At 32.5% G+C, this 14,017-nt stretch carries 18 protein-coding genes; 11 read left to right on the top strand and 7 right to left on the bottom strand.

Translation table 11 applies throughout. The annotated features are described in order from the left end of the window. The first annotated feature begins 194 nt into the window (after nt 1-194). A complete protein-coding gene (locus DMA14_RS05770) occupies nt 195-737 on the top strand; it encodes an SMI1/KNR4 family protein (protein WP_111423833.1) in 543 nt (180 codons plus the stop codon). A 37-nt stretch (nt 738-774) separates the two neighbouring features. Continuing rightward, nucleotides 775-1,503 (top strand): hypothetical protein, encoded by a 729-nt coding sequence (locus DMA14_RS05765; RefSeq protein ID WP_157957672.1) that lies wholly within the window; start codon nt 775-777, stop codon nt 1,501-1,503. 83 nt (nt 1,504-1,586) lie between these two features. On the opposite strand, the gene DMA14_RS05760 is transcribed toward DMA14_RS05765, so the two are convergent. From DMA14_RS05760 to trmD, 3 genes are all read right to left on the bottom strand, one after another. Further along, on the bottom strand, nt 1,587-2,708 hold the full coding sequence (locus DMA14_RS05760) for an agmatine deiminase family protein (protein WP_111423831.1): 1,122 nt from the start codon (nt 2,706-2,708) through the stop codon (nt 1,587-1,589). Nucleotides 2,709-2,813: 105 nt separating this feature from the next. Further along, nucleotides 2,814-3,638 (bottom strand): AraC family transcriptional regulator, encoded by an 825-nt coding sequence (locus DMA14_RS05755; protein ID WP_111423830.1) that lies wholly within the window; start codon nt 3,636-3,638, stop codon nt 2,814-2,816. Between the two features lie 81 nt (nt 3,639-3,719). After that, nucleotides 3,720-4,400, bottom strand: coding sequence for a tRNA (guanosine(37)-N1)-methyltransferase TrmD (trmD, locus tag DMA14_RS05750; RefSeq protein ID WP_111365359.1), 681 nt, complete (start codon nt 4,398-4,400; stop codon nt 3,720-3,722). Nucleotides 4,401-4,581: 181 nt separating this feature from the next. Between trmD and DMA14_RS05745 the strand changes: the two genes are divergently transcribed. The 8 genes from DMA14_RS05745 to DMA14_RS05710 all read left to right on the top strand — a co-directional run bounded on the left by DMA14_RS05745 (nt 4,582) and on the right by DMA14_RS05710 (nt 10,453). Beyond that, on the top strand, nt 4,582-4,944 hold the full coding sequence (locus DMA14_RS05745) for a hypothetical protein (RefSeq protein ID WP_111423829.1): 363 nt from the start codon (nt 4,582-4,584) through the stop codon (nt 4,942-4,944). A 68-nt stretch (nt 4,945-5,012) separates the two neighbouring features. Continuing rightward, on the top strand, nt 5,013-5,549 hold the full coding sequence (locus DMA14_RS05740) for an NADPH-dependent FMN reductase (protein ID WP_111423828.1): 537 nt from the start codon (nt 5,013-5,015) through the stop codon (nt 5,547-5,549). Between the two features lie 32 nt (nt 5,550-5,581). Further along, entirely contained in the window at nt 5,582-6,454 is an 873-nt protein-coding gene (locus tag DMA14_RS05735; RefSeq protein ID WP_111423827.1) for a sugar phosphate isomerase/epimerase family protein, read from the top strand. A 9-nt stretch (nt 6,455-6,463) separates the two neighbouring features. Then, nucleotides 6,464-7,369, top strand: coding sequence for an archaemetzincin family Zn-dependent metalloprotease (locus tag DMA14_RS05730; protein ID WP_111423826.1), 906 nt, complete (start codon nt 6,464-6,466; stop codon nt 7,367-7,369). A gap of 10 nt (nt 7,370-7,379) precedes the next feature. Next, nucleotides 7,380-7,730, top strand: a complete 351-nt coding sequence (locus DMA14_RS05725) for a cupin domain-containing protein (protein WP_111423825.1) — start codon at nt 7,380-7,382, stop codon at nt 7,728-7,730. Nucleotides 7,731-7,929: 199 nt separating this feature from the next. Then, nucleotides 7,930-9,084, top strand: coding sequence for an MFS transporter (locus DMA14_RS05720; protein WP_238989922.1), 1,155 nt, complete (start codon nt 7,930-7,932; stop codon nt 9,082-9,084). Between the two features lie 42 nt (nt 9,085-9,126). Then, the gene (locus DMA14_RS05715; protein WP_111423823.1) at nt 9,127-10,059 is read left to right on the top strand and encodes a peptidylprolyl isomerase; all 933 of its coding nucleotides are present in this window, start codon (nt 9,127-9,129) and stop codon (nt 10,057-10,059) included. Between the two features lie 91 nt (nt 10,060-10,150). After that, complete coding sequence (locus DMA14_RS05710; RefSeq protein ID WP_111423822.1) at nt 10,151-10,453, top strand: cytochrome c; 303 nt, start codon at nt 10,151-10,153, stop codon at nt 10,451-10,453. Between the two features lie 106 nt (nt 10,454-10,559). Here the strand turns inward: DMA14_RS05710 and DMA14_RS05705 are convergent, their stop codons facing one another. The 3 genes from DMA14_RS05705 to DMA14_RS05695 all read right to left on the bottom strand — a co-directional run bounded on the left by DMA14_RS05705 (nt 10,560) and on the right by DMA14_RS05695 (nt 12,911). Then, on the bottom strand, nt 10,560-10,955 hold the full coding sequence (locus DMA14_RS05705; protein WP_111423821.1) for a GreA/GreB family elongation factor: 396 nt from the start codon (nt 10,953-10,955) through the stop codon (nt 10,560-10,562). A 379-nt stretch (nt 10,956-11,334) separates the two neighbouring features. After that, on the bottom strand, nt 11,335-11,889 hold the full coding sequence (locus tag DMA14_RS05700; RefSeq protein WP_111423820.1) for a thioredoxin family protein: 555 nt from the start codon (nt 11,887-11,889) through the stop codon (nt 11,335-11,337). Between the two features lie 128 nt (nt 11,890-12,017). Continuing rightward, nucleotides 12,018-12,911, bottom strand: coding sequence for an alpha/beta fold hydrolase (locus tag DMA14_RS05695; RefSeq protein WP_111423819.1), 894 nt, complete (start codon nt 12,909-12,911; stop codon nt 12,018-12,020). Nucleotides 12,912-13,040: 129 nt separating this feature from the next. Here DMA14_RS05695 and DMA14_RS05690 point away from each other — a divergent pair, with 129 nt between their 5' ends. Beyond that, entirely contained in the window at nt 13,041-13,376 is a 336-nt protein-coding gene (locus DMA14_RS05690; protein WP_095931381.1) for a tRNA-binding protein, read from the top strand. A 91-nt stretch (nt 13,377-13,467) separates the two neighbouring features. On the opposite strand, the gene DMA14_RS05685 is transcribed toward DMA14_RS05690, so the two are convergent. Next, the gene (locus DMA14_RS05685; protein ID WP_111423818.1) at nt 13,468-14,016 is read right to left on the bottom strand and encodes an RBBP9/YdeN family alpha/beta hydrolase; all 549 of its coding nucleotides are present in this window, start codon (nt 14,014-14,016) and stop codon (nt 13,468-13,470) included. Nucleotide 14,017: the final 1 nt, after the last annotated feature.

Here is a 14,017-nt window from a genome sequence, read left to right as displayed (position 1 = left end):
GTAGAAAATAATTATAAATTATGAATTATAAATTGTAAAAATTTTAAATTATTGATAAGAAGATGTTTAGTGTAATAAATTTTAAATGAATTGAGGACAGGTTTTTTTATTAAAACATAGGTTTTTTTTTACTAATTTTGAAAATATGAGATAAAAATATTAGAATAAAAAACTTAAAATTATTTCAATGTAATATGGAAAATGGAGAAATCATAAAAAAAATTATAGATCTAAATCTGAATAACCTTATTGAATTTAATGGAAACATACTTCCTCAAAAAATTGAACTAGAAATGGCAGATCCTAATCAGGATAATAGTGAGGAATGGAAAACTTGGTTTCCTGTTGCTAGTACGGTAACAGATGATGAAATTGAAGAATTACAGAATCAGATTGGTTGTGAATTTCCTGAGGATTATAAAATGTTTTTGAAGTATAAACATTTTTATGAGCTTCACATCTCAGAAGCGTCATTTTTTGAACACCCTATTAATAGTTGGAAAATGTCATTGGTAGAAAAAATTTTTCATGAACATTTGAAAGATGATTTGATAGATAATGGATTAATTCCTTTTGCTATGTGGGAAGATTGGGGATATCTTTGTTTTGACACTAATAGAAACAATGGAGATAATAACTATCCGGTTGTATTATGGGATCATGAATTTCCCGACCAAGTTAATGACAAGTATGAGGATTTCTATGATTTTATAAAAAGAAGTAGCATTGAAGAATAAGATTAAAATATACTATGTGTAAATGAATAAAAATTATATGAAAGAGTATATCGAGTTTTCTAATAAATTTAGAAAGTCGAATGGTTCAAAAGAAAGTGTTGAGAAAATGTATGACCTTTTATATGAGTTAGAAAACATTGAGAAAAGCAAACAGGAAAATTTAGTTCTCTCAAATGTGTACATTCTTTTATGTTTTCATAGATCGGCATATGAAACTTTTAAAGAAACAGCAGATCCGAAAAATAGTAAAGATGTTTCTAAATTATATGTGTTAGAACAGAAAGCAAAATCTCATGAGAATAATTTTATCATTAAAGATGTTAGAAAGCTTCGAGAAAAAAAAGAGCAACCAATAATTAAATTAAGTGATTTTGAATTGTCTAAAAAACAGGAAAATAAGTTTGAAATCAAGAATAGAAAACTAGTCATATTTAATAAATTAATCAAAGATGGAAAGCTCTCAATATATCTTCCTAATGAAGATATTGATTCTTTTTTTGATAAGATTATTATTTATATAGCTTGGTTAGGAGATTGTAAAAAGGAATTGATTAATTTTTATAATAATGAATGTGATGTAAATGTAGAACAAAAAGCAGATAGTGATTGGTATGATACTTTGGAAATATATAGAGCAGAAATATTTATAGATGAGCATGGAAATATTTCTACTTCAATTGTAGGTGGAGATGATTTTTTTAGGGATCATCTGTTGGATATAGAAATTAATGATAGAATAATAACTTCTATTACTTATAATGGATAAAACTTTTAGTTGTTTCAAATTTCAGGTTGTTTTGTCTTGGGATTAAACCTGAAACAAAAAATAACCTGAAATTTGAAACCTTTTTACTTCGGCTGTTGCTGCGTAACACAATGAATCATTCCTCCGTTTGCATATAAATTGCGAACATCAATGCCAATTACTTTTCGGGTAGGATACAAACTTTGAATTAGCTGATTGGCTACTTTGTCGTTCGGATCATTATAATTAGGAACCAGAACAACAGTGTTTCCAATATAAAAGTTTACATAAGAACCTTTGTATCCTAAGTTTTTACCGTAAGTTGTGACAACATTATTTTTAGACAATGGCAATTTTAGGAAAGTATAATTTTTATCGTTTTTATCTTTCGAATTGTATAAAGTACTAATGTCATTTTGAGGAACCTCCCAATACAATAAATCATTTTCATTCATGGTTACAATGGTATTTTTATTGCCAAAACGAGCGAATCCATCAATATGCATATCAGTAATTTCTCTTCCTGCTTTGCCGTCTAACCAAATAAAATGAGTTGTTCCAAGATATTTTTTAAAATTCGCTTCGGCTTGCTGCTGCGTCATTGAAGGGTTTCGGTTTGAATTTAGGATTGAACTTTTGGTTGCCATTAAAGTGCCATTTCCGTCTATTTCTACAGCTCCTCCTTCATTAATCATTGTTTTGTTTAAATCTAAAATTGTAATTTTTTGTTCTGCACCAATTTCTGATGGAATTATATTGCAATTTTGAAAAGCAGCTTTTTTGCCCCAACCATTAAATCCCCAATCTTGAATAACTAATTGATTATTTTTGTCTTTTACATAAATAGGACCATTATCTCTTACCCAAACGTCATCGGTTTTATAAATTTTAAATTCGATAGAAGATAATGAAACTCCTGATTCTTGTAATAAAGCTTCAATTCGGCTTTTCTCGACGACGTCGTAGGCAATAATAAAAACTTTTTCACTTGTTATTAGTGATTTAGTCATGGCAATCCATGTAGCGTCTAAATCATTTCTATAATCAATTCCATATTGATATTGATGTGGCCATTGAAGCCAAGTTCCTTCATGCGGAGCAGATTCTTCTGGCATTGTATACATAACTTCGGTATTTTCTATTTTATCTGTAATTGTATTTATTTCATCTCCTTGACAAGAAGAGATTAGAGGAATTAATAATAATGTTAAAAAAAGCTTTTCCATCTTACTTGTTTTATTTTTAAATGTTTAATGCCATTTTTTATCGATAACTTGACGAGACAAATGTATTTCTAAATAGTAATTGAGAAGTTGTCCAAAATGGACAATTTAAATAAGAGGAATATAAATAGCTGTAAGATAATCAGCTGGCGTTTTGCAATTTGAATCGTTTTTGATGTATTGTTCAATAACTGGTAAATGAGATATTTCAAAATTATTACTGAGAAACCATGCTCCAAAAATTTGCTGATAGGTGTCCTCCAGGGTTTCATAAGATCCGTGATGAAAAACACGTGCGTATCTGCCACCAAAAAGTTTTTTTGTTGGAAGATTTCGAATAATAGCTTCAGTAACGATACAAGCTTCGTACGTACATTTCGATTTTTCGGTAATTAGAATATCGTCTGTAATAATACCAAAGTAATCTGAAATGGGTTCTGCAATTTCATTTTCTAATAAAGAATCCCAAAGAGTTTCTATCTCAGGATTAATGTATGAAGTTTTGCAACTGGAATAATAAGCGGTTATTTCGGGAACAAAAACAATTTCGGGTTCTAAAATAGAAACAATAAGTTCTTTTGGGTGAAAATCATTTAAAAGAAATTCTTTTTGATTTCGTGCCGCAGAAGGAGAGCATTTAAAATGTTTTTTGAAAGTTTTAGAAAAAGACTGTACATCGGCAAAACCAATTTCAAGAGCAATATCTGAAACTTGTTTATTCGAATATAAAAGTTTTTTATATCCGTTTTCTACTTTCAGCCGAGTTTGGTAAGCACCAATAGTTTCTTGAAACAAAGAATAAAAAACACGCTGTAAATTTCTGTAAGAATAGCTGGAAATATCTTCAAGAGCATTTATTGAGATAATTTGATTGTAATGTGTCTCAATATAATTGCGGGTATTGTAAATACGTTTTAGGTTGAAATTATTCATTTTTCATCCAGATTTACAGTTTCGATCTCAGTTTGCCTCAAGATAAGATTGAGGCTATAAACTGAGATAAAATACTATTTTTTAATGACCTTCCAATAAATCTGGACGTCTATTTTTAGTGTGTTCGTATGCCATATCTTCACGCCATTTATCGATTTTTGCTGCATGTCCGCTTGTTAGAACCTCTGGAACTTTCCATCCTTTATAATCTGCAGGTCTTGTATAAATTGGTCCTGACAACAAATTGTCCTGAAAACTATCAGTCAATGCTGAGGTTTCATCGCTTAAAACACCTGGAATTAATCTGATTAAGGCATCAGATAAAACTATGGCTCCCAATTCTCCTCCAGATAAAACGTAATCGCCAATTGAAATTTCTTTTGTGATAAAATGATCTCTAACTCTTTGATCAACACCTTTATAATGTCCGCATAAAATGATAATGTTTTCATACATAGACATTTTATTTGCCATTTTCTGGTTTAAAGTTTCGCCGTCAGGAGACATATAAATTACCTCGTCATATTCGCGTTGGCTTTTCAAATGTGTGATGCAGTCGTCTATAGGCTGAATTGTCATTACCATTCCGGCACCTCCGCCAAAAGGATAATCATCTACACTTTTCTGTCTGTTGGTGCTATAATCACGAAGGTTGTGAAAATGCACTTCGACCAAACCTTTATCTATGGCGCGTTTCATAATGGAAGCCTCAAACGGACTTCTTAATAATTCAGGTAAAAGAGTAATAATGTCAATTCGCATCTTTATTCGATAATTTTCTTGCTGGCAAAGATACAAATAATGCTATTGAGTCTTTTGGTAATAATTATATAACATACTTGTTGAATTGTGTAAAAGTTAATGTTGTAATTTTATTTATCATTACAGTCTTAATTATCAGTGGATAACAACCAAATCCAAACGTAAATTCAAACACTTAATTATGAAAAAAACAATATTAATGTCCGCATTGCTTGCACTTTTTGTATTCTCCTGTGCAAGTACTAGCTCAGCTACGGTCGCTGTGGGAGAAGCTAAAACGAAAGTGCTAAAAATTTTGGGGAATCCTGTAAGAACTTTAGATAATAATCAAAATGGAGAGATTCTTGTTTATGCCGATCAGATTTTTGTAAAAGATAACTCAGAAGGGTCTCAGATTGCAGGATCGCATTACTGGCTTTACAATTATGTATATGTAAATAAAGAAGGCAAAGTCACATCGACACGTCAAGAAAAACAAAATTACCCGCCACAGGCAATCGATTCTGTAAAAATGGAAGGATTAAATCTTTTGACATCTAAATAAATTTATCCCAGATATTTTTAAACAATTCGTATTTTTAGATTTATTTAGAAATACGAATTGTTTATTTAATGACTTCACCAAAAATAAAAATCCTTGCCATATCTGGAAGCACGAGAAGTAATTCCAGTAATTTCAAAATTCTGAAATACATTTCAAATTATTTAAAACCTGAATTTGAAGTAGAGTTTTTTGAAGATTTAGAACGTCTTCCGCATTTTAATCCAGATTTAGATACAGATAATCCTCCGCAAGAAATCACTTCATTTAGAAATAAAATTATAAGTACAGATGGCGTTATCATTTGCACGCCAGAATATGTGTTCAGTCTTCCTGGAAGTTTAAAAAATGCCTTAGAGTGGTGCGTTTCAACCACTATTTTTTCAAACAAAAAAACAGGTCTGATAACAGCTTCAGCTTCTGGCGAAATGGGGCACGAACAGCTTTTGTTAGTAATGAAAACACTCGAAGCTAAATTTGATGAGGCAACACAGCTTCTGATTCAAGGAGTACGCGGAAAAGTGAATGCCGAAGGAGAAATCGTTTCGGAACAAACTGCAAATGCACTTCAAAACTTTGCAGAAAACTTTAAGAATCAATTTTTATAATATATTTACTTTCTGAAATTTATATCATTAAAATGATTAGCAGAAGAAACTTTATCGTAACCACAGGTCTTGCTGCAACTGCAGTTTTGGCTTCACCATCATTTGCACTTTCTATGAATAAAAAAGAAATAGGTTTACAGTTGTATACGCTTCGTGATGAACTTCCTAAAGACGTAAAAGGAACTGTAGAAAAAGTCGCTAAATCAGGTTATACTACTGTCGAGACATACGGGTTTTCAATCAAAGATCAGTTTTGGGGATTAACGCCTCAAGAGTTAAAAAAGATTCTAGATGAGAATGGACTAAAAGCAGTTAGCGGACATTATAATTTGGGAAGTTTTTTATACGATGGAAATACTACAGAATTGATTGCAGCAATTGAGGCAGCAAAAGTTCTAAAAAGTGAATTTCTAACCATTCCGTGGGTCGATGAACCTTTTAGAAGAAATATCGAAGATTATAAGAAGATAGCAGCTCGCGTAAACGAAGCGGCAAAAATGTGTAAAAAAGCTGGTTTGAAGTTAGCTTATCATAATCATGATTTTGAGTTTCAAAAACATGATGGAGTTACAGGTTATGAGATTTTATTAAACGAAACCGACAAAGATTTGGTTTATTTTGAATTGGATTTATACTGGGTAATTCATTCTGGCAATGATCCTTTAAAGCTTTTCAAAGAAAATCCAGGCCGTTTCAAAATGTGGCATGTAAAAGATAAAGACAAGAAAAATAATGATTTAAATACCGAAGTTGGTTTGGGAACAATTGATTTTAAACCTGTTTTCAAAGAAGCTAAACAATCAGGAATGGTTCATTTTTTTGTAGAACAGGAAAATAATTTTGCTTCAAATTCTATTGAATCTATCAAATCGAGTTGTGATTTTATTTCTAAAAATTTAATCTAATTCATATCTATGAAGAAACTTCTTTTGTTGGTATTTGTGATTTTTTTGTCTTGTCAATCTGATAAAAAAGAAAAGACAAATTTAAAGACACAGTCAGTTCCACAGCAAATTTTACCGCCTCAACCTTATTTTGTGGATATTAAAGTTAATGATGTTAAGCTTGGTAAGCCTGCCTTTGGCGATTGGTTGTTTTCTCATAAAGAAAATGGGCAAAGTTTCGAAAAATTTGTTCGGAATAAGCATGTTGTTCCAACCAAAGAAGAAAACATTATTTATTTGCAGCCTATAGGAAAGTTCGATTCAATGCAAATAAAACAAATCGAATTAGTTCGTCAGTATCTGCAAATATTTTTTCAGTTAGAAACTAAGGTTTTAGAAAATGTTTCAAATGATATTATTCCGAATCATGCCAGACGAATTGGAGATGTTGGACAGGAACAGTTTTTAGCTGGATATATTTTAACAGATGTTTTAAAAGAAGAAAATCCTAATAAAAGAATTGCTTTAATGGCAATAACTGAAAAAGATCTGTACCCAAAACCCGAATGGAATTATGTTTTTGGATTGGCATCGTATAGAGATAAAATTGCAGTAAGTTCTATGTATAGAATGCAAAAAGAAGCCGATTTTAATTTAGGTTTAGAACGATTGCTGAAAATTTGTTCACACGAAATAGGTCACATGTTTGGTTTGTATCATTGTATTGAAGCCAGTTGTGTTATGAACGGTACAAATAGTATGGTAGAAACAGATAGACATTCCATTAGATTGTGTTCTCTTTGTCAAAGAAAATTAAATTCGGGATTTAATTATGATAATGTAAAACGATTGAAAGAATTAGAAAAATATTTTAAGGACAACCAATTAACCAGTGGTGTAGAGTTAATGGAAAAAGACCTTAAGAGCATTCAATAAAAATAAAAAGATTATGAGTTTAGGAACAAGCAAAGAATTTATAAAAGGAGACGAAATAGAGTGGGAAGTAGTCGGTGAAGGAATTAAGCGTAAGATTTTGGCTTTTGATGAAAGAGTAATGTTGGTAAACGTTCATTTTGAAAAAGGTGGAATTGGTACTTTGCATGATCATTATCATTCTCAAGTTACATACATTGCAAGTGGAAAATTTGATGTCACAATCAGCGGTGTAACCCAGACTCTAAAAGAAGGGGATAGTTTTTATATTCCGCCTCACGCTGTTCATGGAGTTGTTTGCTTGGAAACAGGTATGTTGACAGATGTTTTCAGCCCTGCAAGAGAAGACTTTTTACAATATTAAAAAATAAGAAATCAGTAAAAATCCGCGTCTTCGCGATAGCGAATCTGCGTCATCAGTGTTCTAAAAATTTACGCTGATTTTACGAATTCGATATAACGAAGACACAGATTTAATTTTAAAAAAAACTTAAATTATAGTTTAGCTTAAATATAGATGGTATTTTTGCAGCATGAATTTATCTAAAACTAATGTACTGTTTATGGCAGTTTGCACTGGTCTTATAGTTGCAAATCTTTATTACTGCCAGCCTTTGATTGTTTTAATTGCCAACGAATTTAAAATTCCAGAAGAAAGTGCCGGAACGATAACCTATCTTACTCAAGCGGGTTATGCTATCGGATTGTTTTTTATGGTACCGCTTGGCGATAAAATAGAACGTAAAAGGCAAATTTTGATGACTACTTTTGCTACTGTAATAGCCTTATTAATTGCGGCAACAGCCAAAAGTTTTCTTGTTTTACAAATCGCTTCACTGCTAATCGGAATCACATCGATTGTACCGCAGCTTATTTTGCCATTGGCAGCTTCTTTAAGTGCTCCCGATCAGCGTGGAAAAGTTGTAGGAACTATCATGAGCGGGCTTTTGGTCGGAATTTTGCTTTCGCGAACTTTAAGCGGTTTCATCGGTCAAGTTCTAGGCTGGAGATCTATGTTTTATATCGCAGCAGGAATTTGTCTTTTGATTTTTTTTGTCATTCAGAGCAAATTTCCGCAGAACAAACCACAATTTCAAGGAACTTACGGACAGTTAATTCAGTCGCTGTTTACGCTTATAAAAACACAACCTGTTTTGCGTGAAGCAACAGCAATTAATGTTTTCAGTTTTGCTCAATTTGGAGCATTTTGGACTACAATGGTGCTTTTGCTTTCTGGAAAACCTTTCGATTTTAATAGTGCTACAATTGGTTTGTTCGGAATTGTTGGTGCGTCTGGAGCTCTCGCAGCCCCTCTTGTTGGAAAATTGGGAGACAAAGGGAACTCGAGAATTGCGGTTGGTTATGGTATTTTATTGGTTTTAATCAGCTTTTTGATTTTTTATTTTTCAATAGAAAGTGTGATTGGAATCGCAATCGGAATTGTGTTTATTGATATCGGAATTCAAGGTGTTCACATCTCCAATCAAACTAGAGTTTATTCGTTATTGCCAGAAGCAAGAAACAGATTGAATACCGTATTTATGTCGCTGACATTTTTAGGAACAGCAGCGGGATCTGCATACGGTCTGTTGTTGTGGAAATTTGGCGGATGGCAGTATGTAACAATCGGCTGTATGGTCTTATCGTTATTGTCATTAACGATTTACGGACTTACATATAAATCAAAATCTAAAAAAGCAAAAGCTCAAATTGATTAAAAAATTAATTTGTAAATTTGCGTTCAAATTAAAAATAACAACATGGAAAACGGAATATACGCTAAATTCAATACTAGCAAAGGTTCAATTTTAGTAAAATTGACACATGATTTGACACCAGGAACTGTAGGGAACTTTGTTGCTCTTGCAGAAGGAAATATGGAAAACAAAGTGAAACCTCAAGGACAAAAATTCTATGACGGATTAACTTTCCATAGAGTAATTGCAGATTTCATGATTCAAGGTGGTTGTCCAAAAGGAACTGGAACTGGAGATCCAGGTTACAAATTTGATGATGAATTTCACCCGAGCTTAAAACACGATCGTCCAGGAATCTTATCTATGGCTAATTCTGGTCCTGGAAGTAATGGTTCTCAGTTTTTTATCACTCACGTTCCAACTCCTTGGTTAGATAACAAACACACTGTTTTTGGACACGTTGTTGAAGGACAAGATATTGTCGATGCTGTTGCTCAAGGTGACAATTTAGAGTCTGTTGAGATTATCAGAGTTGGAGAAGAAGCTCAAAAATGGAATGCTATCGAAGCTTTCATTGGTTTAAAAGGTGCTCGTATGAAACGTGAAGCAGCTTTAAAAGCAGAGTCTGAAGCAAAAATGGAACAATTAGCTGCTGGTTTTGATAGAACAGAAAGCGGTTTACGTTATAAAATGATTCAAAAAGGAGAAGGTAAAAAAGCTGAAGCTGGAAAAACAGTTTCTGTTCATTACGAAGGATCTTTAGAAAACGGAAAAGTTTTTGATTCTTCTTACCCACGTAAAAAACCAATCGAATTCAAATTAGGAATTGGACAAGTTATCGAAGGATGGGACGAAGGTATTGCTTTATTGCAAGTTGGAGACAAAGCTCGTTTTGTAATTCCATCTGATTTAGCTTACGGGCCATCTGGTGCAGGAGGAGTTATTCCACCAAATGCAACTTTGATTTTCGACGTTGAATTAATGGACGTAAAATAAGAGTTTAGAAGCAATTTAGTATTGTTATAAATAGAATCCCATTCGAACGCCGAATGGGATTTTTTTTATATTTACTAAAAAAACAAAGCCAATGAAAAATATATTAATCCTTGCAGGACTTGCCTTATTTATGGTTTCTTGCGGAAGTAAGAAAGCAGCTCCAGTAGCATCTAAGCAAGCTAACGAAACGACGAAAGCTGTTGCATTAACACCTGAATTGGAAGCAGGTAAAAGTTTATACGAGAATAATTGTGCAAAATGCCACAAGTTATTTGAGCCGAAAAAATTCACAAAAGAAGAATGGACGCCGATTTTAGTAAAAATGGGTAAAAAAGCAAAATTAGACGAAACTCAAATGGCTTCAATTACCAATTACATTGATTCGCAATTGTAATTTTGAGTTTGAGAAAAAAGCATAAAAAAACTGTTCGATTGAACAGTTTTTTTGTTTTCAAATAGATATAAAAAAAACACCGTCACAGAATGAGGTGTTTTAAAATTTAAGAATGATGTACAGCCGAATTGTTTACAGCTATTACTTTTAAAGTTTTGATTCCAGCAGGTAATTCCCAATCCACTTCGTCATTTTCTTTAAAACCAATAATAGCAACACTTAAAGGTGCTAGAATTGAAATTTTAGATTGTTTTACATCTGCTGCAGAAGGTAAAACGATCTGAATTTTCATTTGTTTCTTAGCTTTTACATCTTCTATTGTTACAAATGAATTGATTCGAATTACCGAGCTATCCAATTCGCTTTCTTTGCTGATTATGGCACGATCTAATTCTTGCGAAAGTAGATTGGCTTCTTTAGTATTTGTTGAGTTTTTACTTTTTAAAATCAATTCTCTTAAAAATTGATAATCTGATTTACAGAAAGTGGGTGTTGGTTTCATATCTATATTGAATTTATTATTATAAAATTTTAAATGATTTTTTCTTCTTAGAATAATTTACAAGTAAATATTTCTCTGACTTTTAAAAGACAGAATCGAAATGTTTAATCTGAAAAACAAAAAAATATCTGATCAAAAATTGATTTTTGTCAAATAATAGAAATGTTTAAGTTGATGTAAATCCTCCGTCAAAAAGAAGAAAAAGTGAAGTAGACGGAGGCCTAATTAATAAAGGCCTTATTATGTGAAATAATTACAGCAGGTAGCGGTTTTGCTACGCAAAACGACTTTATAGAAGCTGTAAATGGTGTTTTATTTCCCATAAGGATTGTTAAATTGATTTGCAAAGATACGCAATCTTTTTGAATTTAGTGAGGTTTTACTTCCATTTAATGCCACAGCCTAAACTTGGTTTCTGTGGTTCTTTTAAACTTCTATTGTAAATTAAGGCATCAATTGCACCTCTAAGATCGCTTCCGCTAAGGGGAATTCCGTTGCCAGGTCTTGAATCGTCTAGCTGTCCGCGATAGAATAATTTGTCTTGATTATCAAATAAATAGAAGTCTGGAGTGCAAGCTGCCTGATAAGCTTTTGCGGTTTTCTGACTTTCATCGTACAAATAAGGAAAATCAATTTTGTTTTCCATTGCAAAGTCAGTCATTAATTCTGGACTGTCTTCAGGATATTTGACAACGTCATTGCTGGAAATAGCGATTACTCCTAATCCCTGAACCCGATAATCATTGGCAATCATTACAACTTCTTTAATGACATGGTGCACAAACGGACAATGGTTGCATATGAACATAACCAAAGTACCTTTCGAACCTTTTAAATCTTCAAAAGAAAAAGTATTGTTCGAGTTGGTATCTTTTAGATAAAAATCAGGTGCAATTGTTCCTAAAGGAAGCATTGTTGATTCAGTTCGTGCCATTTTATTCGAAATTTGAATTTCAAAAATAGGTTTAAAAAACTGTAAATAAAAGAGCACAAGAATAAAAAAATACCCAAAGAAAGCAGTTAGCCTTTTCAGCTTGCTTCTTTGGGTACTTTTTTAAATTTTTATGAATTCAAAAATTCCAGTAAATCTTCGTTTAGTTTTTCTCTGTCGGTATAGAATAAACCGTGTGGCGCACCTTCATATTCGATATAAGTATTATTGGCAATTGATTTTGCCGCTTTTCTTGAAGTAAGGTCAATAGGTACAATTTTGTCGTCGTCGCCATGAATAATCAAGGTTGGAACTTTTATGAAATCCAATTCATCTCTAAAATCTGTATAAGAAAAAGATTCTGCACATTTTAAAGTAGCTCTTGGAGAAGCCACAGAACATAAGTTTCTGTAATATTCTAATAACGGAGTGCTGATTGGTTTATTGATAATGTTTATGCCAAAAAACGTTTTTCCGAAATTGTCTACAAAACCAATTCTGTCTTCTTTGATTGCTGCTGCTGTATTTTCACTTTTCTCTTTCGGATGCCCATCGGGATTATCGTGAGTCTTTAAAAGAAATGGAATAATTGATGAAATTAAAGCTGCTTTAATAACATTTTTTCCGCCATGACGACTGAAATAACGAACCACTTCGCCACCACCCATTGAGAAGCCGACAAGCGTTACATTTTCTAATTCTAGTTGCTCAATAATTTCCTTAAGATCATCCGTCAAAGTATCATAATCGTAACCGTCCCAAGGCTGAGAAGATTTTCCGAATCCGCGACGATCGTAGGCAATTACCCGACAATTGTTTTGTACTAGATGATCAATCTGATATTCCCACATTTCATTAGAAAGGGGCCAGCCATGAATTAGAATTACTGGTTTTCCTTGGCCGTAATCTTTCACATAAAGTCTTACATTTTGAGCAGTTTCTATATATTTATCAGTGTGAACCTGTTTTAAATTAGATTCAAAATCTTTAATTGACATGCATGCATTTGGTTCAGTATGTTCCATTTTATATCTTTTTTCGTGAGTGTTTTTCGTTTTCTTCTCGTAAAATTAGATTTAAGAAAAAGAAAAAGGTTATAGAATTAGGCGCATTAATTACAAAATTTATAGGTTTGTAAATAATAGAATTTAAAAATGGATTTAACCTGGAACGAATTTGAACGCACAGATATGCGCGTAGGAACAATTATAGAAGTAAACGATTTTCCTGAAGCAAGAAAACCAGCTTATCAGCTAACAATTGATTTTGGTTCAGAAATCGGAATTAGAAAGTCATCTGCACAAATTACTAAAAGATATCAGAAAGAAGATTTAGTTAATCGTCAGATTGTGGCAGTTGTAAATTTCCCTAGAAAGCAAATCGGAAAATTTATGAGTGAATGTTTAGTGCTTGGTGCTGTAGGTGAAGAGGGAGATGTAATTTTATTAGCTCCGGATTTTAAGATTCCTAATGGATTACGTATAGGATAGTGTTCAGTGTTCAGTTTTTTAGTGTTCAGTCGTAAGTTGATAAAATAACTGAATACTAAAAAACTGAACACTAAGAATAACTGTAAACTGATTACTTTTTTATGCTTTCAATCAATTGCTGAAGTATTAATTGTCCTTCCTCCCAATATTTTAGATCAGAATCGGAGTTAATGTGTCCTTGTTGACCAATATTTACAAAATCGCTTCCCCATTTTTCAGCGAAGAGTTTTTTTCTTTCAAAAGAAGCATAAGGATCATTTTCGCTCGCTACTACTACCGATGGAAAAGGTAATTTATAAAGCGGAATTGGAGAAAAATTTCTTATGCATTCGGGTGTATGCTGAGGTGAATCAACATCAGCAGGAGCGACTAAAAATGCCCCAATAATATTCGGATTATTGTATTTTTCTGCCCAATGCAGAACCAATGAAACAGCCAAACTATGCGCTACTAAAATTGTTGGTTTGTCAAGTTTTAAGATGTTTTCATTTAATCTTTCAAGCCATTCTTCGCGAATCGGTTCATCCCAATTATCTTGTACAACACGAATTGAGTTTTCGAATTTTTTATGCCAAAAAGTTTGCCAGTGTTTCTCTCCAGAATCTCCAAGTCCTGGTATAATTAATAGTTGTGTCTCCATT

Source organism: Flavobacterium sharifuzzamanii (genome assembly GCF_003254585.1).
GTDB lineage: Bacteria > Bacteroidota > Bacteroidia > Flavobacteriales > Flavobacteriaceae > Flavobacterium > Flavobacterium sharifuzzamanii.
The sequence above is the reverse complement of the archived record's forward strand: the minus strand, read 5'-3'. Positions and strand labels throughout refer to the sequence as shown.

Coding starts and splice junctions, on each gene's coding strand:
- DMA14_RS05745 (WP_111423829.1), top strand. CDS start 4,582: ATGAAAAAAACAATATTAATGTCCGCATTGCTTGCACTTTTTGTATTC.
- trmD (WP_111365359.1), bottom strand. CDS start 4,400: ATGCGAATTGACATTATTACTCTTTTACCTGAATTATTAAGAAGTCCG.
- DMA14_RS05700 (WP_111423820.1), bottom strand. CDS start 11,889: ATGGCACGAACTGAATCAACAATGCTTCCTTTAGGAACAATTGCACCT.
- DMA14_RS05760 (WP_111423831.1), bottom strand. CDS start 2,708: ATGGAAAAGCTTTTTTTAACATTATTATTAATTCCTCTAATCTCTTCT.
- DMA14_RS05710 (WP_111423822.1), top strand. CDS start 10,151: ATGAAAAATATATTAATCCTTGCAGGACTTGCCTTATTTATGGTTTCT.
- DMA14_RS05755 (WP_111423830.1), bottom strand. CDS start 3,638: ATGAATAATTTCAACCTAAAACGTATTTACAATACCCGCAATTATATT.
- DMA14_RS05705 (WP_111423821.1), bottom strand. CDS start 10,955: ATGAAACCAACACCCACTTTCTGTAAATCAGATTATCAATTTTTAAGA.
- DMA14_RS05695 (WP_111423819.1), bottom strand. CDS start 12,911: ATGGAACATACTGAACCAAATGCATGCATGTCAATTAAAGATTTTGAA.
- DMA14_RS05690 (WP_095931381.1), top strand. CDS start 13,041: ATGGATTTAACCTGGAACGAATTTGAACGCACAGATATGCGCGTAGGA.
- DMA14_RS05770 (WP_111423833.1), top strand. CDS start 195: ATGGAAAATGGAGAAATCATAAAAAAAATTATAGATCTAAATCTGAAT.
- DMA14_RS05715 (WP_111423823.1), top strand. CDS start 9,127: ATGGAAAACGGAATATACGCTAAATTCAATACTAGCAAAGGTTCAATT.
- DMA14_RS05720 (WP_238989922.1), top strand. CDS start 7,930: ATGGCAGTTTGCACTGGTCTTATAGTTGCAAATCTTTATTACTGCCAG.
- DMA14_RS05765 (WP_157957672.1), top strand. CDS start 775: ATGAAAGAGTATATCGAGTTTTCTAATAAATTTAGAAAGTCGAATGGT.
- DMA14_RS05685 (WP_111423818.1), bottom strand. CDS start 14,016: ATGGAGACACAACTATTAATTATACCAGGACTTGGAGATTCTGGAGAG.
- DMA14_RS05730 (WP_111423826.1), top strand. CDS start 6,464: ATGAAGAAACTTCTTTTGTTGGTATTTGTGATTTTTTTGTCTTGTCAA.
- DMA14_RS05735 (WP_111423827.1), top strand. CDS start 5,582: ATGATTAGCAGAAGAAACTTTATCGTAACCACAGGTCTTGCTGCAACT.
- DMA14_RS05740 (WP_111423828.1), top strand. CDS start 5,013: ATGACTTCACCAAAAATAAAAATCCTTGCCATATCTGGAAGCACGAGA.